Raw genomic sequence first — 22,070 nt, 5'->3', positions numbered from 1 at the left:
TGAAGCATGGACCAGCACAACAAGGACCAGCAGTATCAGGACGGCTTGCAGATGCGCAAGAAGGTCATGGGCGAGGACTTCGTCGACAAGGCGTTCGCCAACGCGACCGACTTCACGATGCCGCTGCAGGATTTCATCACCCGCAATGCCTGGGGCACGGTGTGGTGCCGCGACGGCCTCGACCTGAAGACCCGCAGCCTGATCACGGTGTCGATGCTCACGGCGCTGGGCCGCGCGCATGAGCTGAAGGGGCATTTGCGCGGCGCGCTCAACAACGGCGCCACGCCCGAGGAAATCCGCGAAGTGCTGCTGCACGCCGCCGTGTACTGCGGCGCGCCGTTGGCCGTCGACGCGTTTCGGACCGCGCAGGAAGTGATGGCCGATGCCGCAGCGCGTGGCTAACGACGCACAGCGCATGGCCGGGGCGCGCGAATTCGCGTAGCATGAAGACAGGTTCGAGGAGGACTTGCCATGCACTCTTTCGCTGTTCGCTTGCTTGCGCGCCGCTGGCTGGCGCCCTTGGCACTGGTGGCGCTGCTCGCGTCTTGCGGCGGCGGCCATGACGATGTGCCGTTCGCCTTCAGCACCACATTGACCAGCGCGGAACAGGTGCCGCCCGTGGCCAGCGCCGGCACCGGCGCGGGCGTGGTGACCGTCGATCCGGTGAACGGCACCCTGCGCGCCAGCGTCGTGGTGACCGGCGTGGGCGACACCCATGCCTGGATTCAGGATGGTTTTACCGGCGTGAACGGGCCGGTGGTCTTCTCACTCGACAAGGAAGCCGCCAGCGGAGCCTGGACCTTGTACGCCGAAATCAGCGATGCCCAGCTGCGTGCCTTGCGCGATGGCCGCTATTACTTCAACGTGGGGACCATCGCGCACCCGGCCGGCGAGTTGCGCGGGCAATTGTTCGAGCAACTGCCGTCGCCCCAGCAATGGCAGCTGCTGGAACAGGTGCGCGGGCAGTCGGTGCTGATCGAGCAGCAAATGCGGCAAATCCAGCAGATCGAGGATGCGCGGCATTTCCCGCGCTCCGGCGTCGGCATCGGCTTGACCATCGGATTCTGATTACGCCGGCGTCGAGCGCGGCTTGGGAGGCTTTTCCTGGTCGTCCACCGAGGGCGGCGCGCGCCTGACGCGCAAGGCAATGCCGGCGGCGACAAACAGCACGCCGAACAGCAGGAACCACAGCAAGTCCCACCACGACGGATCCGCCACGTCCACGCGCACATGGTGCAGGTCCAGCAGCCAATGCGCCAGTATCTCGTCCGTCACATGCCAGGCACCGAAACCGATCAAGACATCGCCCGCCAGCACGCGGTCGAAGGCGCGCTCGATCAGCACATAGCGCGCCTGCAGCAGCTTGCGCACGCCGAGCGCCGCCACCGCACCCATCACGACTTGAAACACGCCGTCGGCCATGAGCTGGACACGGGCCTGGTCAAATGGCGCGCGCGTGATTCCGCTCAGTAAATGATGCCACTGCAGGATCTGGTGCAGCAGGATGCCGTCGAAGAAGCCACCCAGTGCAAAGCCGATCAGGTAGCCGGCCCAGTTGAAGCGCCGCTTCTGCGGCGGCAGGAAGGCGATGCGGTTTCCCATGGTGCGCGCGGGCCGGACAGGCAATTCAGGTTGATTGAACAGGGAGAAAAACGACACAAGCCACGCAGACGGCGAAACGCCTGCGTGGCTTGCCAGATGCAGCATGCATGCCAGTGACGCAACGGGCATCGCCAAGGCTTCTTTTCGTCCGAACAGGCACGCGCGCCGGCGGCCGGCTGTAAGCCTTACCGTGCTGCTGTAAAACTGCGCTACGGCGACGGGTAGAGCTGGTATACCGCGCCGGCGAAATCGTCGGAAATCAGCAGGTTGCCACGGGTATCGGCAATCACGTCGACTGGGCGGCCCCACAGCGCGCGCGCGTCGGGGTCGGTGACGAAGCCGGTAACCAGATCGAGTTCGGCGCCCGCATTGCCGGCATCGTCGAACGGGAAAAACACGACCTTGTAGCCGGCGCGCAGGCTGGTGCAGTTCCAGCAGCCATGCAGCGCGACCGCCGCGCCCTTGCGGTAGGACGCCGGCACGTTGCTGCCCTGCAGGAAGCTGAAGCCGAGCGGCGCGGCATGCGCGCGGATGCCCTTGGAGGCGCGCGTCACGTCGGCGCAATTGAAGCTCGCGCCGTCGCGGTTGAATTCGAAGTCGGCAATGGCGCCAAGGTCCGACATGCTGGCGTTCAGTGTCTGGTCGCAGAATGGCCAGCCGTACTTGCCGCCGTCGCGAACTGCCGTAAGCATTTCCGCCGGATGCTCGTCGACATAGCGATCAATGATCTTGCCCAGGTCGCTGCTGCCGTCGCCATCAACATCGACATCCTGCGGAACGCGGATTTCATCGCGGCCATTCACTGTCATCCACAGCGTATTGGTGCCCGGAATGAAGTCGAGACCTTCCGCATTGCGTATGCCGGTGGCGAACAGCCGACGCTCCTTGCCGTCGGCGCTGTACTGGTAGATTGCGCCACGCACCGGGTCGCTGGTGGTGTCTTCGACGCAGGCATTGCAGGTCGAGGCAATCGAGACATACAGCTTGTGGTCCGGGCCGAGCGCGATGTTTTTCAACTGATGTCCATAGCGGCCGCGCAATTCCGGCGTGGAATCGTCGGGCAAGCCATCGACCACGACTTCGCTGTTGCCGCGTTGCATATCGCCATTGCGGTAGACGGAGCGGCTGACGCGGTTCGATTCCGCGACATACAGATACGTCTGATCTGCGATGGTGTGGAACACCATGTCATGCGGATTGTGCAAGCCGGTGGCGAAGTCGGCCATTTGCGGCACGTCGCCGGTGCGCTCGCGCAGCAGCACGATCTTGCCTTCCGAAGGCACCGACACCAGCACGTCGCCGTTGGGCGCGAGCGCCATGAAACGTGCCCCGGCCACGCGTGCCCATACCCGGATGGCAAACCCCGGCGGCACCTGCAGGCTGCGCGGCGTGTTGAAGGGCGGCGACGCCAGCGCGTCCGACACCTGCAACGTGGCGGCAACAGAAGCGCCTGCCGCAGGGGGGGCCGCCACACTGTTGGCGGGCGGCGTAGGCGCGCTCGCGGCCTCGCCGCTGCTGCTACTGCCGCCGCCCCCGCCGCTGCAAGCCAGCATCAGGCCGGACAGGCCAAGGGCTGTCAGAATCAACAGGGGATGTTTGGCCAATCGGCGCGCTGCCGTCGCGAGCATATTCATCGTTGTTGTCTTGCAGTATCACTGCACATGCAGTCACGATGTGATGTCGAAATGTCATTTTGGTTCAAACTTGACGTTGCCCAAGGTTTGCGCAACGTCGCGTCGGGAAACATCAATGTTGCACGCGTCAGTTCATGCTCCTTCGCAAATTCCGACGCGCGCGGCAGGCCGGCGACGCGCCGTCTGGCGTCACAGCCAGTACGCAAATAATTGCACCGCCCATTCCTTGATGCGTTCCACCGGTCCGCGCCTGCTCCATTGTTGCCGGGTGATTTCCACGGATTCCTTCAAGTCGCGCTGGAACAGGGCTTCCATGCGGTCGGCGAATTCGGCATCGAGCACGACGGCATTGATTTCATCGTTATGCAGGAAGCTGCGCATGTCGAGGTTGGTGGAGCCGATGGTCGACCAGACGCCGTCGATCACCGCCGTCTTTGCATGGAGCATGGCATCCTTGCGCTCATAAATCTTGATGCCCGCCTCCAGCAGCCGGTCGTAATAGGCGCGCCCGGCGTATAGGATCATGCCGACGTCGGTAAAGCTGGGAAACACGATGGTCACATCGACGCCGCGCCGCGCCGCATCCAGCATCGCCTGCATGATTTGCCGGTCCGGCACGAAGTAAGCCGTGGTCAGGTGGGCGCTCTTGTCGGCGTTGGCCAGCGCCGAGATATACGTCTTGTAGATCGTGTAGTCGGCATGCTCGGGCGTGCTGCCGAGGGCGCGCACCAGCGCCGTGCCCTGTGCCGTCAGCGGCGGGAAATAGCGGGCGTCGCCGGGCCTGCTGCCGGTCTTGCGCTGCCATGTTTCGAGGAACAGCTTCTGGAACTCGGCGACGACCGGGCCTTCAATCTGCATGTGGGTGTCGCGCCACGCGGCTTCCTTCGCATCCTTGGGCGGCGCCTGCCGCTTGCTCTTGAGGAAGGAGCTCTTGCCGTACACCTTGCTGATGTTGACGCCGCCGGTGAAGGCGATGCGCCCGTCCACCACGAGGAGCTTGCGGTGGTCGCGCTGGTTCAGTTCCCAGTCGCCCGACGCATGCAGCGGATTGGCGGGATTGAATTCGAGCGTACCGATGCCGGCGGCGCGCAGGCGAGCGAAAAATTCACGCGGGGTGTCGATGGTGCCCACGCTGTCGTAGATCAGGTTGACCCGCACGCCTGCCGCCTGCTTTTCGATCAGTAAATCGGCCAGCGCGCGTCCGACTTCGTCATCCTCGAAGATGTAGGTTTCCAGGTTGATGTGATCGCGCGCGGCGCGAATCGCGCTCATCATGGCGCGCATCGTCATCGGTCCGTCATCGAGCAGCCTGACCTTGTTGCCGGCTACCAGCGGCGTGCCGCTGATCGCTTCTTCCGCCGCAACATGCTTGGTGAGGATGTCGGAAGCGCCGGCCTTTTCCTTCAGGGTCGTCAGTACCGCCTGCGTCCTGCTGTCCGTCAGTTCACCATGCGTATTGACGATGGTCGGCGGCGACGTCGGCGCCGCTTCGTGTGCTTGCAGGTAGCTGACGTCGGGCAGGCTGGCGCAGGAGACGACAATGCCTGCAATAATTGCAATGATGCACCAGGTAAGGCGATGAGAAGCAAGAGGGGGGCGCACCGGCATGTTCATCTGGCATCCTTTATGCGAAGAAGCTGCTGCCTGTTTGAATCGTTTTGCCGTCTTTTAATTCCGTTAATTTGATTTCATGCACATTGTCGGAGTCGATTTCACTTCCGCGCCGCGGCGCGCCAAGCCCATCACGGTCGCGCACGGCGAGGCCGATGGCGCGCTGCTGCGCATCGAGGGCGTGGTCGAGTATTCCGACTGGGCATCATATGAAGCATGGCTGGCGCAACCCGGGCCATGGCTGGGCGCCTTTGATTTTCCATTCGGGCTGTCGCGCGAACTGGTCGAGCATCTCGGCTGGCCGCAAACTTGGGCGGCGCTGGTACGGCATTGCGCGGCATTGCCACGCGCGCAATTGCGCGAGACGTTCAAGGCCTTCTGCGATGCGCGGCCGGTGGGCAACAAGTTTGCCCATCGCGCCACTGACCGGCCTGCCGGTTCCAGCCCTTCGATGAAGTGGGTGAATCCGCCAGTAGCTTATATGTTTCATGAAGGTACGCAGCGCCTGCTGCACGCCGGTGTGACGGTATTCGGCTTGCACGAGGGCGACCCGCACCGCATCGCGCTGGAGGGGTATCCGGGATTGGTGGCGCGGGCCGTTACGCGCGCATCCTACAAGAGCGACGAGCGCGCGAAGCAGACGCCCGAGCGGCGTGCCGCCCGCGTCCGCATCGTGCAGGCGCTGGAAAGCGGCAGCCATCCGCTTGGCATCCGGCTGCAGCTCAAGCCCGCGCTGCGCCGCCAGCTGGTGGACGACGGTAGCGCCGACTGGCTCGACGCCGTGTTATGTGCAGTGGCGGCGACATGGGCGGGGCAGCGCCCGCATTTCGGCTTGCCGCGCACACTCGATCCGGTCGAAGGCTGGACCGCCGCCGCGCCGCATAGTGAATTGGAAATGTGAAGATAAGCGCAGACAACTGACCTCGGTCGCGAGGCCAGCCCCAGGCAGGAAAGGCAGTTAGACGCTCGGTCCGATCCGAATCTTGTTGTGCACGCTGGAGATCGCATACCCCTTGTCGCTGATCTGCTGCAGCGCGTCGTCCGCCGTCAGGCCGAGCAGCGGCTCGTTGTCCTGGTCCAGATCGACATTGTGTTCAGCCGTTTCCCAGTCGATGTTGGTCGCTTCCTGCGGAATCGGCCGGCCTTCCGGAACCGCCAGGTAGGAATACATACCAGCCTGTTCCGGGCGCTTGTACACGTCAACTTTCATGTTTCCATCCTCATCAAGTTCAGCGTCTGCTATTGACCGTTCATTATCTTAAAGGTTGCGGGCGCTAGCGAAATCGCAGTTCCACCTTCCGGATTTTCCCCCTCCTGTAGTGCTTGTCCTTGCGAGAGGACAACACCGTTGCATCCCTCTTTATCCCTTCCTTGCTGCATGAGCGACAACACTTCTTGTCGTGCTTTCAAGCATTTCCGGTGCGCTCTTGTTGAATGCACAAATTCTCTGAAACAAATCTTTACGAGTTGCATGATTGAGTATTGAACCGCGGAAAATCGGTATTTAGAATGGGCAACGTTGAACTGCGTCAATACAAGTTTCTCCTTTGAAATTGCGCGCAGTCATAGCTCCGCGTTACGGCATTTCTGCGGATCGCGCATTTCGCGCATTCCGAAAAGTAATGAGTAGGCGAAGCCACGCGGCGGCTTGCGATGCAAGCCGGTTTGTTTTCTCACTCGACGTGGATCAGATCAATGGCAGAAGCACTTGTACAGAATCGGAGCGGCAACAAACGCTGGACTTTTTCGACCTTCGTCGGCTTGGCCGCATTCGCCTTGAGCTTGATGACCCATCCCTCGCAGGCGCCGGCCGTCACGCTCGACGCCGCCCTCAATGAACAAGTCGTGATGATCCCGGTGACGTCCGGCGGCGGCGCCCCGGTGCAGCTGGAAACCACCATCTTCAAGCCGCCCGGCACCGGCCCGTTCCCGCTGGTGATCATGAATCACGGCAAGGCGCTCGGCAATCCGCATTCGCAGGGGCGCGACCGCTTCGTGGTGCTGAGCCGCGAATTCGTCAAGCGCGGCTATGCCGTCGTGATCCCGATGCGCAAGGGCTTTTCCAAGTCCACCGGCGATTATGTCGACCAGGGTTGCAACATGACCGCGCAGGGCCAGTCGCAGGCGGACGACCTGCAAGGCACGCTGGAATACCTCGACCAGCAGGAATGGGTCGACAAGGGCCGCATCATCGTCGCCGGCCAGTCGTATGGCGGCCTGGCCACGCTCGCGTTCGGCACCCGCCGCTTCCCCGGCGTGCGCGGCCTGATCAATTTTGCCGGCGGGCTGAAGATGCACGGCGGCGACTGCCACTGGCAGGATTCGCTGGTGCAGGCGTTTTCGAGCTACGGCGGCAAGACCGAGCTGCCCAGCATCTGGTTCTACGGCGCCAACGACCAGCATTTCGGCCCGGACCTGGCCAGCCGCATGTATGACGCGTATGTGCAGGCCGGCGGCCATGCCAGGCTGGTGGCCTACGGCGCATTCAAGAAGGATGCGCACGGCATGAGCGGCAGCCGCGACGGCGTGAAGATCTGGTGGCCCGAGACCGAGAAGTTCTTGAAGGAGCTCGGCATGCCCACCGAGCCGGTGGTCGCGCTGTCCGACGAAATCAAGATTCCGAAGACCGAGTACGCCACCGTCGACAACATCAATGCCGTGCCTTACCTGAAGGGCGACGCGCGCGAGCATTACCGCGAATTCCTGACCAAGTCTTACCCGCGCGCCTTTGCGGTTTCTCCGTCGGGCGCCTGGAGCTGGGCCGAGGACGGCGACGATCCGGCAGAACAGGTGCTGGCCGACTGCCAGAAGCACAGCTCGCAGCCGTGCAAGCTGTATGCGGTCGACAACAACGTGGTCTGGGTCGACGACCAGCCGGCCACCGGCACCGCGATGGCGGCCGCACCCAGCAAGGCCACGCAGGCATTGACCGGGCCCTGAACAGCAGATACGGCGCGGGCCGAGCCGCCCGCGCATGGAATGGATAAATCGGCATGAACAAGCAACCCGACGACAAGAAGCAGAATCTTCTCGCCACCTTCGGCAAGGCCTATTCCGGCCCGCTCACGCATGTCGCACTGTCGGCCGTGAGCGCGTGGATGATCGTCACCGGCATCAAGGGATTGCTCGGCTTCACCGTCAACCGGCAGACCGCGCTGGCCGATTTGGCCGGTATCGCGCTCGTGATCGGTCTGCTGCGCTGGTCCAGGCTCAGGCAAGGCTCGAAGTAACGGTCGCGCTGCGCAAAACCGGTAGAATCGACGCCTGTCCTTCCGACGCGATCGCTTCATGACACCGACCCGCTGCGCCTGGGCCAATCCGGCCAACCCGCTGTACCTCGCCTATCATGACCACGAGTGGGGCGTGCCCTGCCGCGACGAGACGCGCCTGTTCGAAATGCTCAACCTGGAGGGCGCACAGGCCGGCCTGAGTTGGGAAACCGTGCTCAACAAGCGGGAAAACTACCGCGTCGCATTCGACCAGTGGGATGCGCAAAAGATTGCGCGCTACGACGCTGCCAAGGTGGCGCAGCTGCTGGCCAACCCCGGCATCATCCGCAACCGCCTCAAGATCGCCGCTGCCATCACCAATGCCCAGGCCTACCTGCGGCTGCGCGACGCCGCCGGCGGACTCGCGCCATTCCTGTGGGCGTATGTGGACGGCAAGCCGCTGCAGAATGCCTGGACGCTGCAGCAGCCCGCTCCGGCCACCACCCCGCTGTCGGACCGCCTGTCCAAGGACCTGGCCAAGCGCGGTTTCAAGTTCGTCGGCTCGACCATCATCTACGCCTACATGCAAGCCATCGGCATGGTCAACGACCACCGGGTCGACTGCTTTTGCCACGCCCGGCTAAGCTGAGGCCGCGCGCCGCCTGTGCGCGCCCGCCGGCCGCGGTATGATGCAGGGCACGTCGTCACTCTTCCAAGGGAGCCATCTCATGAAAAAAATGCTTGTCGCCGCCGCCATGTCCATTCTTTGCTGTGCTGCCTTCGCCGGGGACGGGCTGGACGATTTCCTGCGCAATACGAACGTCCAGGCCAGAGCCGACATGGCCGGGTTCTCGGTGAGCCTGAGCAGCCAGTTCGGCGTCAACGACGTGCAGGTGCGCGCGGTGCTCGGCTCGGTCGGGCAGCCGGCCGACGCCTTCATGATCTTCCAGCTCGGCGCCATGACGCACCAGCCGGTCGAGCGCGTATTGCAGGTGTATCGCTCCGGACATGGCAAGGGCTGGGGCGCGATCGCCAAGGACCTCGGGATCAAGCCCGGCTCGCCCGAGTTCCATGCGCTCAAGCGCGGCGACTTCCGGCTGGCCTCGGCTGGCGGCGAGGCGTCTCCCGCCGACCATGGCAAGGGACACGGTCATGGTCGTGGCAAAAACAACCACTGACAAGATGGAAACGCCCGCCAGCATCCACGCCTTCTGGTTCGGCACCGAGACTGACGATGCGCTGGTGGCGCAGGAGCGCGCGCGGCTGTGGTGGGCCAAGGATGCGCAAACCGACCGCGAGATCGCACGGCGCTTCGCCGCCTGCGTGGACAAGGCCGCCGACGGCGCGCTCGACGGCTGGGCGGCATCTCCGCGCGGGCGCCTGGCGCTGATCCTGCTGACCGATCAATTCCCGCGCAATATCTATCGCGGCACGCCGCAATCCTTCGCCTACGATCACCATGCGCTGGCGTGGTGCAAGCAGGGGCTGGCTGCCGGCGCCCACGCTGCGCTGCGGCCGATCGAGCGCGTTTTTTTCTATCTTCCGCTGGAGCACTCGGAAGCGGCCGACGATCAGGCGCAGGCGGTGGCGCTGTTCGAGGAATTGGTGCAGCAGGCCGGCGCTGCGCGGCAAGCAGTGTTCGAGGGCTTTCTGGATTACGCGCGCCGGCACCGCGACGTGATCACCCGCTTCGGCCGTTTCCCGCACCGCAACCGGATACTGGCACGCCAGTCGAGCGCGGACGAGCTGGCCTTCCTGCAGCAGCCGGGATCGTCGTTCTGACGAGGTTCCCGGCGTCAGACGGTGACTAGCGCGTTGCGGAATTTCGGAATGTGCCATGGCTTCCGGCGCTAATTGATTTGAATCAAAGTTTTCCCAATGGCAATTCGGTAAAACGTGCTGGTTAAGCGCGCTTGCGGGAAGATTTCTCTATTTCCCTTGTCCATCCAGATATTGGGCTGTCTTTCCTGCACCATCGGTTGCCGGGCTGGCCAGCCTTGCGCGTTGTCGCAGGACCGTTGAAAACCCTCCGAAGCGGGGGCGTGAAGGAATACCTCGTGCAAACCCTGAAGTTGTTGTTCCCTTTTATGGCCGAGTCGATCTTCAGCGCGCTGCCGCGCGGCCTGCTGCGCGAACTGCTGCTGCCGTTTGGCCATGCGTCGCTGCTGGAGCGCCGCCGCGCCGAACTGATCATTTCGCGCATGCGCATGGTGGCCGGACTGTTCGCCTTGCTCACGCCGCTGTGGATGATCGTCGACGTGCTGGTGTTCACCTGGCCGCTCACCATCATGCTCGTCGTCGGCCGCCTCATCACCAGCATCGCCTTCGGCATGCTCGCGCGCGCCTATCGCAAGTCGACCAAGATGGCCGACGCCTACCGCGCGCTGGCGTTCATGTTCGCGATCCCGACCCTGTTTTTCATCTACTCGCACCCGCTGCTGTCGCACTTCCATATGGACGGGCCGGCCGCGGCCATTTCGGCCGGCTATGCGTTCCTGCCGTTCGTGATGGTAGCGGGGCTGGCCGTATTTCCGCTGACGGCGGCCGAAGGCGTATTGTTTGCGCTGCCGGTGCTGGCCGCCGAAGCGCTGGTGGCGCTCATGCAGCTCAACCTGTTGAGCTGGAGTTCGCACCTCGGGGCATTCTGGCTGCTGCTGCTGATCGCGGCGGTCGCGTCGCTGGCGGGCATGAGCCAGCTCAGCTTCATGATTTCGCTGGTGAAGCAGGCCAGCCACGACACGCTGACCGGCTGTTTTTCGCGCGCCTCCGGCGAAGAGATGCTGGACATCCAGTTCCACATTTCCTCGCGCAGCGGCGCGCCGCTGGCCGTGGTGTTCGTCGACCTGGACGATTTCAAGCGCATCAACGACCGGTTTGGGCACGACAGCGGCGACCGCGTGCTGCAGGCGGCGGCCGACGCGCTGCGCTCCAACCTGCGCGCCGGCGACATCCTGGCGCGCTGGGGCGGGGAGGAATTCGTCATCATCCTTCCCGGCGCCTCCGGCGCCACCGCGGCGACCACCGTGGCGCGCCTGCGCGAACGCGGATTGGGTACGCGGCCGGACGGCACGCGCATGACGGCCAGTTTCGGCTTGGCTGAGCGCTGCGCCGATCGCGCCGACAACTGGCGCAAGCTGCTTGAAATCGCCGATCAGCGGATGTACCAGGCCAAGGTGGCTGGCAAGGATTGTTGCGTGGGGTGTGCAGAACAGACGTAAGCGGATTTTTCTCCGCGCAGGGGCGCGGCCATTTCAGGACGGGGGTATACCAATGCTAAGAAATCTCTCCATCAAGTTCCGCCTGATCTTCGTGATCAGCTTCCTGGGCCTTCTGCTCGTTTTGAGCGCCCTCATCGGCATCGTCAGCCTGGGTCTTGCCAACGATGCCACCAAGACGATTTATGACGACAGGCTGGTCGCCATGGGGCAGCTGGATCAGGTGGTCCGGCTGCTCAGCCTGAACCGGCTGCTCACCGCTGAGGCACTGACCGCCGATCCGGCCAAGATCGGGCAGAAGATGGACGAGGTGGATAGCAACATCCAGCGCATCACGCAGGTGTGGAACCAGTACATATCCACCTACCTGACCCCGGAAGAAAAGAAACTGGCCGACCAGTTTGCGGAAAGCCGCAAGAAGTTCGTCGAAACGGGTCTGCAACCCGCCGTCGCGGCGCTGCGCGCGCAGGACATCAAGACCGCCACCGACATCGTGCAGGGGCCGATGACGACCTCCTTCGTGCCGGTGCGCGACGCGATCAACGCCCTCGTCAAGCTGCAGCTCGATGTCGCCAAGAGCGAGTATGACAAGTCGCAACAACTCTACCAGACCGTGCGTGCAGCCGGCATCGCCAGCGTGATATTCGGCCTGCTGCTGGCAGCCATCGTCGGCGCCTGGCTCGTGCGCGCCATTTCGCAACCGCTCGATGCGGCGGCCAAGCTCGCCGATGAAGTGGCCGCCGGCGACCTGACGCAGCGCATCGAGGTGAATTCGGGGGATGAGATCGGCCATCTCATGCGGGCATTGAAGAACATGAGCGAGAGCCTGAGCGGCATCGTCAGCCAGGTGCGCTCGGGCACCGATGCCATCGTCACCGCGTCCGGCCAGATTGCCTCCGGCAATATGGATTTATCCTCCCGCACCGAACAGCAGGCCAGCTCGCTGGAGGAAACCGCATCCTCGATGGAAGAGCTGACCTCCACCGTCAAGCAGAACGCCGACAACGCCCGCCAAGCCAACAGCCTGGCCCGATCGGCCTCCGACGTGGCCAGCAGGGGTGGCGCGGTCGTGTCGCAGGTGGTCGACACGATGGGTTCGATCAACGCCTCGTCGAAGAAGATCGTCGACATCATCAGCGTCATCGACGGCATCGCCTTCCAGACCAATATCCTCGCGCTCAATGCCGCGGTGGAAGCGGCGCGCGCCGGCGAGCAGGGACGCGGCTTTGCCGTGGTGGCGGCCGAAGTGCGCAACCTGGCGCAGCGCTCGGCGTCCGCCGCCAAGGAAATCAAGACCCTGATCGGCGACTCGGTGGAAAAGGTCGAGGTCGGCAGCCAGCTGGTCGACCAGGCCGGCGCCACCATGCAGGAAGTGGTCGACAGCATCCGGCGCGTGACCGACATCATGGGAGAGATCACCGCCGCCAGCGAAGAGCAGACGTCGGGCATCGAGCAAATCAACCAGGCGGTGGCGCAGATGGACCAGGTCACGCAGCAGAACGCGGCACTGGTCGAGGAAGCGGCGGCGGCATCGCAAGCCATGCAGGACCAGGCGGCGAGCCTGGCGCAAGCGGTCAGCGTGTTCAAGCTCGACGCGCGGGCGCCTGTCGTGTCGGTGGCGCAGTCGGCTGTGCCGCCATCCCGCCAGACGGTGGGTATGCCGCGACAGCTTAGTATTGTCAAATCGCCAGCGGCGGCGGGAGACGAGTGGGAGCAGTTCTGAACCTGCGGGAGCGGTGCGGCAGATGCAACGCTTCGTGGCGAATTCGCCGCGCATTTCTGCAATTGACGGGGCTTGGTCGTATCATTGAGGTCATGTAATTATTCGCGCATTCCAAGGCGTTATTCCATGCCCATCAGTTATCTTGCTTCCCTCACGTCCGCCGACCGCACCGCGCGCGCCAACATGCACCTGGGCGCGTCGCTCGCGTTCAATGCCGGCGCCCTCAATGCCGGCGGCTTTCTCGCCATCGGCCAGTACACCTCGCACATGAGTGGCATGGTCTCGTTGGCCGCCGACAACCTGATCCTCGGCGACTTTCCGCTGGTCGCGACCGCCTTCCTGTCGATCCTGTCGTTCGTGTGCGGCGCGGCGTCGAGCGCGATCATGATCAATTATTCGAAGCGCAACAGCGACCGCAATCCGTACACGCCGCCACTGTTGCTGGAAGCGGTGCTGCTGCTGATCTTTGGACTGATGGGCGCCAACCTGCGCAAGCACGAGCTGATCGACATGTCGCTCACCGCCGTGCTGCTGTGCTATGTGATGGGGCTGCAGAACGCGCTGGTGACCAAGATATCGAACGCGGAAATCCGCACCACCCACGTGACCGGCATGGTGACCGACATCGGCATCGAGCTGGGCAAGCTGTTCTACTGGAACCGCGAGTCGGCCGACAGCCGGGATCTGTTTGTGGCGGCCAACCGCCGCAAACTGAAGGTGCATCTGCTGCTGGTCGCCTCCTTCTTTGGCGGCGGTGTGCTCGGCGCGTTCGGCTTCAAGTACGTCGGCTTTTCCGCCACCATTCCGCTGGCGATAGGAATGGTGGTCCTGTCATCGGCGCCGATGTTTAAACCCGATCGCTGATGTCGACCGGCGTCCCGGCCGGCACCAGCTCGAACAGCTCGATGATGTCGGCGTTGCGCATGCGTACGCAGCCGTGCGAGAGCGGCTCGCCCATGGGCGCGCTGTCGGCGCTGCCGTGGATGTAGATGTAGCGCCGCATCGTGTCCACGTCGCCGAGCCGGTTGGCGCCGGGTTCGCAGCCGGACAGCCACAGGATGCGCGACAGGATCCAGTCGCGTCCCGGATGGGCTGCGGCCAGTTCCGGCGTATGGATTTCGCCGGTCGGCCGGCGCGCCACGAACACCGTGCCGCTCGGCATGCCGGCGCCTATGCGGGCGCGCACGATGTGGCGCCCGCGCGGCGTGCAGTTGCTGCCGCGTTGTTCGCCGGGGCCGTTGCTGGCGGTCGATACCGAATAACGCCGCAGCAGATGGCCGTCGTCGTCGAACAGTTCTAGCGATTGCTGCGGGATGCTGATGAGAATGCGCGGCATGGCGTGGACGGGCAGTGCGGTACGAAAGCCATTACGATAGCAGCCCAGGGCGCATCACGCACGGTTTTATGCCCGCAGGCTCTTCCATTTTTCGACGAGGCCGAGCGCCATCGCCGTTGCGCACAGCACGACTGAAATACCCGCCACCGTGCCCGCCGTGATCGGCTCGTCCAGCAGCAGCCAAGCCCAGATCGACGCGGTGGCCGGCACCAGGAAGGTGACGGTGATCGCCTTGCTCGCGCCTTCGGCGGAAATCAGGTGGAAGAAAATCGCGTAGGCCACGCCGGTGCAGACCAGGCCGAGCACCGTGACGGCGACTGCCGCCGTCGGCGTCCATGCCGCCATCGCATGCGGCACGTCGGTCAGCGCGAACGGCAGCAGCGCCACCGAGGCTGCCAGCTGGCTGCCGGCGGCGGCTGCCAGCGACGGAATGCCGCCGGCCTTCATGCGGGTATAGGTGGCGGCATAGCCGTAGCAGACCGCCGCGCCGATCGCCGCCAGCACGCCGAGCGCCACATGCAGCGTCACCGCGGTCGGCCCCACGCCCACCAGCACGCCCACGCCGGCCAGCCCGAGCACGAAGGCGGCCAGGCGCATGAACGTCAGCCGCTCGCCCAGCAGCAAAAAGCCGAACAGGGCGGTAAACACCGGCGCCAGCGAATTCATGGTCGCCATGTAGGCCGACGGGATGTACAGCGCCGACCATGCGAACAGGGAAAACGGGATCGCGGTATTGAACAGGCCGATCACCAGGTAAGCCTTCGCATTACGGCGCCAGGCGAAATCGACGCCGCGCATGCACGCCACGGCAAACAGCGCCGCGCCGCCCAGCAGCGCGCGCACGAAGGTCGTCAGCAGCGGCCCGAGCGCCGGGGCGGCGATGCGCATGAGCAGAAAGCTCGTGCCCCAGATGGCGCCGAGCAGGAACAGTCTGGCAAGATTGGAATTGGACATGGATGGTCGGTCGAGCGCAGGGAATGAAGACAAGATTGTAAGTGGTGCGCGCACATTCTGCCGAGCACGCGCGACGCGCAAGAATATCCAAGCATTCGGGTTGCGGCTGCTTTACCATTTCGCCTGAAAGGATTTTGTCATGCCGCATCCCACCCCGCATTCCACGCGTGTTTCCAGCCTGGCCGCCGGTGCGCGCGATACGCTGCCGATGATGGTCGGCGCCGCGCCGTTCGGCGTGATCTTCGGCGCCCTGGTCGCCTCCGGCCCGCTCGCCGCCTGGCAGGGGCAGTTGATGTCGATGGGGGTTTTCGCCGGCTCCAGCCAGTTCATCGCAGTCGGCCTGGTGGCCGGTCACGCCGGGCTGCTCGTGATCTGGCTCACTACCTTCATCGTCAACCTGCGCCACATGCTGTATGCGGCCACGCTGCTGCCGCGCGTGGCGCACCTGCCGGCGCGCTGGCGTTGGATGCTCGGCTTTCTGATGACAGACGAAACCTTCGCGGTGATGAACGGCTATTACAGCACGCGCGCCGACACCAAGCTCGGGCACTGGTATTTCCTCGGCTCCGGGCTCGCCATGTACGCCAACTGGCAATTTTGGACGCTGGCCGGCCTGCTGTTCGGCGCGGCGTTTCCGCAATTGCAGTCGCTCGGCCTCGATTTCGCGATGGTCGCGACCTTCATCGCGATCGTGGTGCCGCAGCTGAACCGCATGCCGCATTTCGGCGCCGCGCTCGCCGCCGGCATCTTCGCCTTTCTGCTGCGCGACCTGCCGTACAAGCTCGGATTGATGTCCGCCGTGCTGATCGGCGTGGCCGTCGGCATGGCATTGCTGCGCCTGCGGCCGCAGGCGCAACTGAAAAGGACGGACGCGGCATGAATTACACGGTGATGATTCTTGGTATGGCCGCCGTCACGGTCTTCATCAAGGCGGCGATCTTCGTGCTCGGCAGCCGCGCGGTGTTTCCGCCGCTGCTGCAGCAGGCACTGGGTTTCGTGCCGGTGACGGTACTGACGGCGATCGTCGTGCCAATGGTGCTGGCGCCGCACGGCGGCGGCATGGAACTGTCCTTGCACAATCCGCAACTGGTCGCCTCGATTGTCGCGGTGCTGGTGTGCCTGGCCACGCGGCGCCAGCTGGTCACCATCGTGGCCGCGCTGGCTATCTTCTTTGCCTGGCAGTTCGGCGGATTCACCTGATATCGGCGCCGCGCCGGCTGCCTTCTTACGCCGCCTTCCTTTTCCGTTTCGGCGCCAGAAGCGTATGGCGGCAGTTCGGCGCGCCGCACAGGCAGGCGTAAGCGCGCTTCAAGGCCGGCGTGTGGCGCTGTTCCAGCAGCAGTCCGTAGTCGTAATTCAGTTCCTCGCCGCGCCGGATATCGCGCAGCGCGTAGATGAAGACGCGGCCGTCTTCTTCGCGCGCCTCGCAGTTCGGCTCGCATGAATGGTTGATCCAGCGCGCATCGTTGCCCTGGCTGCCGCCGTCGATGATCTTGCCGCTTTCCAGGCTGAAGAAAAACGTATGGAAGTCGCCGGGCGCCTTCTTGTTTTCGCGCCGCACCGCCTCCTTCCAGCTGATGCGCTCACCCTCGTATTCGACGATCTGGCTGCCGGCGGGGATCTTGCGCGTGGCAAATACGCCCTTGCCGTGGATGGTGGAATTGCGCACGGCGAAAGCGGGTGTGTCGCGCCGCGCAGTGGCGCGGGAGGTTTGTGCGGGTTCGGTCATTGCGGTCATGGTGCGGGCTCCGGCGAGAGCCTTATACAAAACGTAAAACCGTCATTATCGCAATATGCAGTCTTATACAATGGATTTTTTACATCAGCTTGAAGATCGAACAAGGGCCGCGCCGGCCATGTATTTCGGCCGCGCGTTTCATCGCTTGCCATTTTCCCGGACTGAACCATGCCCAAGCTCGTCAAATATCTGCTCATCGCGTTCGCCGCCCTGATCGGCCTGCTGCTGATCGCCGCCGGCTTCATTGCTGCCACCTTCGATCCGAACGATTACAAGCCGCTGATCATCCGGCTGGTGCAGGAAAAGAAGCAGCGCACCTTGTCCATTCCCGGTGAAATCAAGCTCAGCTTCTTTCCCAGGCTGGGCGCCGATCTTGGCAAGCTCAGCATCTCCGAGCACAACAGCCAGGCCGAATTCGCGTCGGTGGACAGCGCCAAGGTTTCGCTCGCCCTGATTCCGCTATTGCACAAGCAACTGGTGGTCGACCGGGTGAAAATCGACGGCCTGCGCGCAACGATCCGGCGGCATGCGGATGGCAGCGCCAACTACGACGACCTGCTGTCGAAGAACGAGGACTCGGGCCAGCAGGTGGCATTCGATATCGACGGCGTCGACATCCGCCATGCGCAGATCCTGTACGAAGACCAGAAGGCGGGGCGCAGGATGGAGCTGTCGGACCTGAACCTGGAAACCGGCAAGATCGCCAGCGGCGTACCGAGCAAGCTGAAATTGACCAGCGGCATCAAGAGCAGCAAGCCGGCGCTCGACGCCCGGCTGGCGCTCGACACCGGCTTCACCATGGACCTGGAACAGGGGCGCTATGTGTTCAAGGGGCTGGACGGGAAGCTCACCGGCGCGGCGCTCGACTTCCGGGATCTCGTGCTCACGCTGGCCGGCAATGCCGACCTGAAGCCGGCCGCCAAGCGCTTTGCGCTGGACGCCATCAAGTTCAGCGCGGCCGGCAAGCGCGCCGGCCAACCGCTGGAAGTCAAGCTCGACCTGCCGAAGCTGGCGATCACCGACACCCAGGTAACTGGCGGCAAGCTTAGCGGCACGGCCAGCCTCACGCAGGCCGGCAGCGCCATCAGCGCCAGTTTCGGCGCGCCGTCGTTCGAGGGCTCGCCGCAGGCGTTCAAGCTGCCCGCGCTGACGGTGGACGCCGCCCTGAAGGACGCCAAGCGCGACGTGAAGGCGAAGATCAGCGGCGCCATTGCTGGCGACATCGACAAGCTGCTGTTTACTTCGCCGCAACTGGCGCTGTCGCTGTCAGGCAAGCAGGAGGGCAGCGCCGTCGACGGCACGCTCACCACGCCGCTGTCCGCCAATCTCGGCGCCGGTCTGATCGATTTGTCCAGCCTGCTTGCCAATTTCACCTTGCCCAATCCGGGCGGCGGCACGCTCAAGCTGAAAGCCGGCGGCAGCGCGCACGTCAATCTCGGCAAGGAGTCGGTGTCGGCCGCGCTGAAGGGCAGCCTCGACGAAAGCGCATTCGATGCGAAACTCGGCCTGACGAAATTCTCCCCGGCCGCCTACACCTTCGATATCGGCGTCGACCGCATCGACCTTGACCGCTACCAGGCCAAGCCGCCCGCAACCGCTGCGGCCGTGCCCAAGGCGAGTGCGCCGGAAAAGCCGATCGACCTGTCCGCGCTGCGCGACTTGCGCGCCGACGGCAGCGTGCGGGTCGGTGCCTTGAAAGTCAAAAACATCCGGACCTCGAATGTGCGCTTCGATCTGCACGCCGGTGGCGGCAAGCTCGACATCCGCCCGCTCGCCGCCAATCTCTATGGCGGCAGCGTGGCCGGCGCATTGTCGGCCACCGCGAGCGTGCCTGCGCGTTTTGCGGTGCGACAAAGCCTCACCGGCGTCAACGTCGGCCCGCTGCTGAAGGACGCAATCAACAAGGACACGCTGGAGGGCTGGGGCAATGTGCAGCTCGACGTCACCACGGCCGGCGGCACCTTCACACAAATGATGAAGGGATTGAACGGTACCGCACGGATGGAATTGCGCGACGGCGCGGTGCGCGGCGTGAATATTGCGCAGACGGTGCGCAGCGCCAAGGCGAAGATCGGCGAAATCCGCGGCGACACGGGGGCTGGCCAACCGTCGGCGCAAAGCGGGCAGGGCTCGACTGCCGAGAAGACCGACTTTAGTGAACTGTCCGGCAGCTTCCGCATCGCCAATGGTGTGGCGCACAACGACGACCTCAGCATCAAGTCACCCCTGATGCGCATCGGCGGCTCCGGCGATATCGATCTCGGCGCGGAGCGGCTCGATTACCTGGCGCGCGCGACGGTGGTGCAAAGCTTGCAAGGGCAGGGCGGGCCGGAGCTGCAGGCGTTGAAGGGCGTGACGGTGCCGGTGCGCCTGTCCGGGCCGTTTACGGCGATCGGCTGGCGTATCGATTTCGCCGGCATGGCCAGCGAACTGGCCCGGCAGCGCATCGACGAGAAAAAGGAAGAAGTGAAATCGAAAGCGCAAAAGGCGCTGGAAGAAGAAAAAGCAAAAGTGCAGGATCAGCTCAAGGACCAGCTGAAGGGCTTGTTCGGAAGATAGCTTATCTTTTTAATATAGACCCAACTTCCATTTAATCAATCACTGTCTGCAATGACGATATCGCGTGGATGACGAACCAGGTGATCGACGCGATATCGTCTGTCTCATTTCAACACACTCTCCCCTGTGCAAAACCTGTGGCACGACAACTTTTGCGCTAAAAAGTTTTACGCAATCGAGCCGTAAACACAAATAAAGACGCGATAAATAGCGCTTTGAAAATACGAAGTGAAAAGGGTATTTCGCAACAATTTATGCGCGCAAAAAAAGAGCGAAATTTTCCTACCGACTAGAAAAAAGAGCGCGTATTATTAAATTGCGGAGTGGAAATTCGTAACTGATTCCGACACCCCAAGAGCGCCTAACAAAGTGCCGATCGCAAAGCGCGCTGATGTGACATACAAGTCATACAACAAGAAGACTAACAACAAGAAGAGACACAACAACAAGACAAAAAACACAACGTGCATGCAGCGAACGGGATTTTGTTAGGCGCTCGAAATGACCGGTAGATCTAACTCAAAGGAAGCCCATGAAAATCTTTGACAACTACGCAGCACGGTATGAGCGGACTCGGGAAGAGGAATACTCCCTGCAAGAATATCTGGAATTGTGCAAGCGCGACCGACTCGCCTACGCCACCGCCGCCGAACGCATGCTGGAAGCGATCGGTGAGCCGGAGCTGATCGATACGCGCCACGATCCGCGGCTGTCGCGTATCTTCGCCAACAAGGTTATCAAAATTTATCCTGCGTTCCGTGAGTTCTACGGGATGGAGGAAGTCATCGAGCAGGTCGTATCCTACTTCCGTCATGCCGCCCAAGGCCTGGAAGAACGCAAACAAGTGCTGTACCTGCTGGGCCCTGTCGGCGGCGGCAAATCGTCGATCGCCGAAAAGCTCAAGTCCCTGATGGAGCAAGTCCCGTTTTATGCCATCAAGGGCTCGCCCGTCAATGAATCGCCGCTCGGCCTGTTCTCGGAAGAGGAAGACGGCGCGATCCTCGAAGAAGATTATGGCATCCCGCGCCGTTATCTGAAAACCATCCCCAGCCCGTGGGCCGTCAAGCGCCTGCACGAGTTCAACGGCGATATCAACCAGTTCCGTGTGGTCAAGCGCTATCCGTCCATCCTGAAGCAGGTTGCGATCTCCAAGACCGAGCCGGGCGATGAAAACAACCAGGACATCTCTTCCCTGGTCGGCAAGGTCGATATCCGCAAGCTGGAAGACTATTCGCAGGATGACCCGGATGCATACAGCTACTCCGGCGGCCTGTGCCTGTCGAATCAGGGCCTGATGGAATTCGTCGAAATGTTCAAGGCGCCGATCAAGGTGCTGCACCCGCTCTTGACTGCGACGCAGGAAGGCAACTACAAGGGGACCGAAGGTTTCGGCGCGATTCCGTTCGACGGCGTGGTGCTGGCCCACTCGAATGAATCCGAGTGGAAGGCATTCCGCAACAACAAGAACAACGAAGCGTTCCTCGACCGTATTTATATCGTGAAGGTGCCGTACTGCCTGCGCGTATCGGAAGAGATCAAGATTTACGACAAGCTGATCAAAGGCTCGTCGCTGTCGCAAGCGCCATGCGCGCCCGGCACGCTGAAGATGATGGCGCAGTTCGCAGTGCTGTCGCGTATCAAGGATCCGGAAAACTCCAGCATCTTCTCCAAGATGCAGGTGTATGACGGCGAGAACCTGAAGGATACCGATCCGAAGGCCAAGTCGCGCCAGGAATACGCCGACTACGCCGGCGTCGATGAAGGCATGAACGGCTTGTCGACGCGCTTCGCGTACAAGATCCTGTCGCGCGTGTTCAACTTCGACAATACCGAAGTGGCGGCCAATCCGGTGCACTTGCTGTACGTGCTGGAGCAGCAGGTCGAGCGCGAGCAGTTCCCGCCCGAGACCGAGCAGCGCTACATGTCGTACATCAAGGAGTACCTGGCGCAGCGTTACGTCGAGTTCATCGGCAAGGAAATCCAGACCGCCTACCTGGAGAGCTATTCCGAGTATGGCCAGAATATCTTCGACCGTTATGTGACGTTCGCAGACTTCTGGATCCAGGACCAGGAATTCCGCGATCCGGATACCGGCGAAAGCTTCGACCGCGAGTCGTTGAACAGCGAGCTCGAGAAGATCGAGAAGCCGGCCGGGATTTCGAATCCGAAGGACTTCCGCAACGAGATCGTCAACTTCGTGCTGCGCGCGCGGGCCCACAACAATGGCAAGAACCCGGTGTGGACCAGCTATGAGAAGCTGCGCACGGTGATCGAGAAGAAGATGTTCTCGAATACCGAAGACTTGCTGCCGGTGATTTCCTTCAACGCCAAGGCCAGCGCCGACGATGCGAACAAGCATCAGGAGTTCGTGTCGCGCATGGTGGCGAAGGGTTACACCGCCAAGCAAGTGCGCCTGCTGTGCGAGTGGTATCTGCGCGTGCGCAAGTCGTCGTAATCGCGGCTCGCATGTAGTGGCCCTTCTCCCGTCT

Annotated in this window: 22 protein-coding genes; 15 read left to right on the top strand and 7 right to left on the bottom strand. The window is 62.9% G+C overall.

From position 1 onward, the window contains the following. Positions 1 to 6 precede the first annotated feature (6 nt). Positions 7 to 402, top strand: coding sequence for a 4-carboxymuconolactone decarboxylase (pcaC, locus tag TSA66_RS24060; protein WP_052452568.1), 396 nt, complete (start codon positions 7 to 9; stop codon positions 400 to 402). A gap of 69 nt (positions 403 to 471) precedes the next feature. After that, on the top strand, positions 472 to 1,068 hold the full coding sequence (locus TSA66_RS24055) for a CHRD domain-containing protein (protein ID WP_040041843.1): 597 nt from the start codon (positions 472 to 474) through the stop codon (positions 1,066 to 1,068). On the opposite strand, the gene TSA66_RS24050 is transcribed toward TSA66_RS24055, so the two are convergent. The 3 genes from TSA66_RS24050 to TSA66_RS24040 form a co-directional block, all read right to left on the bottom strand. Beyond that, positions 1,069 to 1,602 carry a DUF2243 domain-containing protein gene (locus TSA66_RS24050; RefSeq protein WP_157691775.1) on the bottom strand — a complete coding sequence of 178 codons (534 nt, stop codon included), beginning with the start codon at positions 1,600 to 1,602 and terminating at the stop codon, positions 1,069 to 1,071. Positions 1,603 to 1,811: 209 nt separating this feature from the next. Continuing rightward, positions 1,812 to 3,236 carry a PQQ-dependent sugar dehydrogenase gene (locus TSA66_RS24045; RefSeq protein WP_094299026.1) on the bottom strand — a complete coding sequence of 475 codons (1,425 nt, stop codon included), beginning with the start codon at positions 3,234 to 3,236 and terminating at the stop codon, positions 1,812 to 1,814. A 189-nt stretch (positions 3,237 to 3,425) separates the two neighbouring features. Then, complete coding sequence (locus tag TSA66_RS24040; protein ID WP_052452566.1) at positions 3,426 to 4,850, bottom strand: phospholipase D-like domain-containing protein; 1,425 nt, start codon at positions 4,848 to 4,850, stop codon at positions 3,426 to 3,428. Positions 4,851 to 4,926: 76 nt separating this feature from the next. On the opposite strand from TSA66_RS24040, the gene TSA66_RS24035 reads away from it, so the two are divergent. Beyond that, the gene (locus tag TSA66_RS24035) at positions 4,927 to 5,748 is read left to right on the top strand and encodes a DUF429 domain-containing protein (protein WP_040041842.1); all 822 of its coding nucleotides are present in this window, start codon (positions 4,927 to 4,929) and stop codon (positions 5,746 to 5,748) included. Positions 5,749 to 5,805: 57 nt separating this feature from the next. Here TSA66_RS24035 and TSA66_RS24030 read toward each other — a convergent pair whose 3' ends face one another. Next, positions 5,806 to 6,057 carry a DUF6139 family protein gene (locus TSA66_RS24030; RefSeq protein ID WP_040041841.1) on the bottom strand — a complete coding sequence of 84 codons (252 nt, stop codon included), beginning with the start codon at positions 6,055 to 6,057 and terminating at the stop codon, positions 5,806 to 5,808. Positions 6,058 to 6,542: 485 nt separating this feature from the next. Between TSA66_RS24030 and TSA66_RS24025 the strand changes: the two genes are divergently transcribed. The 8 genes from TSA66_RS24025 (at position 6,543) to TSA66_RS23990 (ending at position 13,858) form a co-directional block, all read left to right on the top strand. Then, a complete protein-coding gene (locus TSA66_RS24025) occupies positions 6,543 to 7,787 on the top strand; it encodes a dienelactone hydrolase family protein (RefSeq protein ID WP_232429536.1) in 1,245 nt (414 codons plus the stop codon). Between the two features lie 53 nt (positions 7,788 to 7,840). Beyond that, positions 7,841 to 8,077 (top strand): hypothetical protein, encoded by a 237-nt coding sequence (locus TSA66_RS24020; RefSeq protein ID WP_040041840.1) that lies wholly within the window; start codon positions 7,841 to 7,843, stop codon positions 8,075 to 8,077. Between the two features lie 58 nt (positions 8,078 to 8,135). Next, positions 8,136 to 8,705 carry a DNA-3-methyladenine glycosylase I gene (locus TSA66_RS24015; RefSeq protein ID WP_040041839.1) on the top strand — a complete coding sequence of 190 codons (570 nt, stop codon included), beginning with the start codon at positions 8,136 to 8,138 and terminating at the stop codon, positions 8,703 to 8,705. Between the two features lie 79 nt (positions 8,706 to 8,784). Next, positions 8,785 to 9,234: a hypothetical protein gene (locus TSA66_RS24010; protein WP_040041838.1), complete on the top strand. Its 450-nt coding sequence runs from the start codon at positions 8,785 to 8,787 to the stop codon at positions 9,232 to 9,234. Beyond that, on the top strand, positions 9,209 to 9,838 hold the full coding sequence (locus TSA66_RS24005) for a DUF924 family protein (RefSeq protein WP_232429535.1): 630 nt from the start codon (positions 9,209 to 9,211) through the stop codon (positions 9,836 to 9,838). Before TSA66_RS24010 ends, TSA66_RS24005 begins: the two co-directional genes overlap by 26 nt. Positions 9,839 to 10,113: 275 nt before the next feature. Next, entirely contained in the window at positions 10,114 to 11,274 is a 1,161-nt protein-coding gene (locus tag TSA66_RS24000) for a GGDEF domain-containing protein (RefSeq protein ID WP_198358890.1), read from the top strand. A 52-nt stretch (positions 11,275 to 11,326) separates the two neighbouring features. Next, positions 11,327 to 12,994 (top strand): methyl-accepting chemotaxis protein, encoded by a 1,668-nt coding sequence (locus TSA66_RS23995; protein ID WP_040041836.1) that lies wholly within the window; start codon positions 11,327 to 11,329, stop codon positions 12,992 to 12,994. 126 nt (positions 12,995 to 13,120) lie between these two features. Then, on the top strand, positions 13,121 to 13,858 hold the full coding sequence (locus TSA66_RS23990) for a YoaK family protein (protein ID WP_040041835.1): 738 nt from the start codon (positions 13,121 to 13,123) through the stop codon (positions 13,856 to 13,858). Here TSA66_RS23990 and TSA66_RS23985 read toward each other — a convergent pair. Then, positions 13,842 to 14,330, bottom strand: coding sequence for a L,D-transpeptidase (locus TSA66_RS23985; protein WP_040041834.1), 489 nt, complete (start codon positions 14,328 to 14,330; stop codon positions 13,842 to 13,844). The two genes, TSA66_RS23990 and TSA66_RS23985, sit on opposite strands and share 17 nt — an antisense overlap. A gap of 66 nt (positions 14,331 to 14,396) precedes the next feature. Beyond that, entirely contained in the window at positions 14,397 to 15,284 is an 888-nt protein-coding gene (locus TSA66_RS23980; protein WP_040041833.1) for a DMT family transporter, read from the bottom strand. A gap of 139 nt (positions 15,285 to 15,423) precedes the next feature. Between TSA66_RS23980 and TSA66_RS23975 the strand changes: the two genes are divergently transcribed. After that, positions 15,424 to 16,164: an AzlC family ABC transporter permease gene (locus TSA66_RS23975; protein ID WP_040041832.1), complete on the top strand. Its 741-nt coding sequence runs from the start codon at positions 15,424 to 15,426 to the stop codon at positions 16,162 to 16,164. Further along, a complete protein-coding gene (locus TSA66_RS23970; RefSeq protein ID WP_040041831.1) occupies positions 16,161 to 16,484 on the top strand; it encodes an AzlD domain-containing protein in 324 nt (107 codons plus the stop codon). Before TSA66_RS23975 ends, TSA66_RS23970 begins: the two co-directional genes overlap by 4 nt. 25 nt (positions 16,485 to 16,509) lie before the next feature. Here the strand turns inward: TSA66_RS23970 and TSA66_RS23965 are convergent, their stop codons facing one another. Then, on the bottom strand, positions 16,510 to 17,022 hold the full coding sequence (locus TSA66_RS23965; RefSeq protein ID WP_408639496.1) for an SET domain-containing protein: 513 nt from the start codon (positions 17,020 to 17,022) through the stop codon (positions 16,510 to 16,512). Positions 17,023 to 17,190: 168 nt separating this feature from the next. On the opposite strand from TSA66_RS23965, the gene TSA66_RS23960 reads away from it, so the two are divergent. Further along, entirely contained in the window at positions 17,191 to 19,581 is a 2,391-nt protein-coding gene (locus TSA66_RS23960) for an AsmA family protein (protein WP_040041830.1), read from the top strand. 532 nt (positions 19,582 to 20,113) lie between these two features. Continuing rightward, entirely contained in the window at positions 20,114 to 22,036 is a 1,923-nt protein-coding gene (locus TSA66_RS23955) for a PrkA family serine protein kinase (protein WP_040041829.1), read from the top strand. Positions 22,037 to 22,070: the final 34 nt, after the last annotated feature.

Origin of the sequence: Noviherbaspirillum autotrophicum (assembly GCF_000818395.1) — a bacterium.
Taxonomy (GTDB): Bacteria; Pseudomonadota; Gammaproteobacteria; order Burkholderiales; family Burkholderiaceae_D; genus Noviherbaspirillum; species Noviherbaspirillum autotrophicum.
Note: the sequence above shows the minus strand (reverse complement) of the source record. Positions and strands in the feature narration are given on the sequence as shown.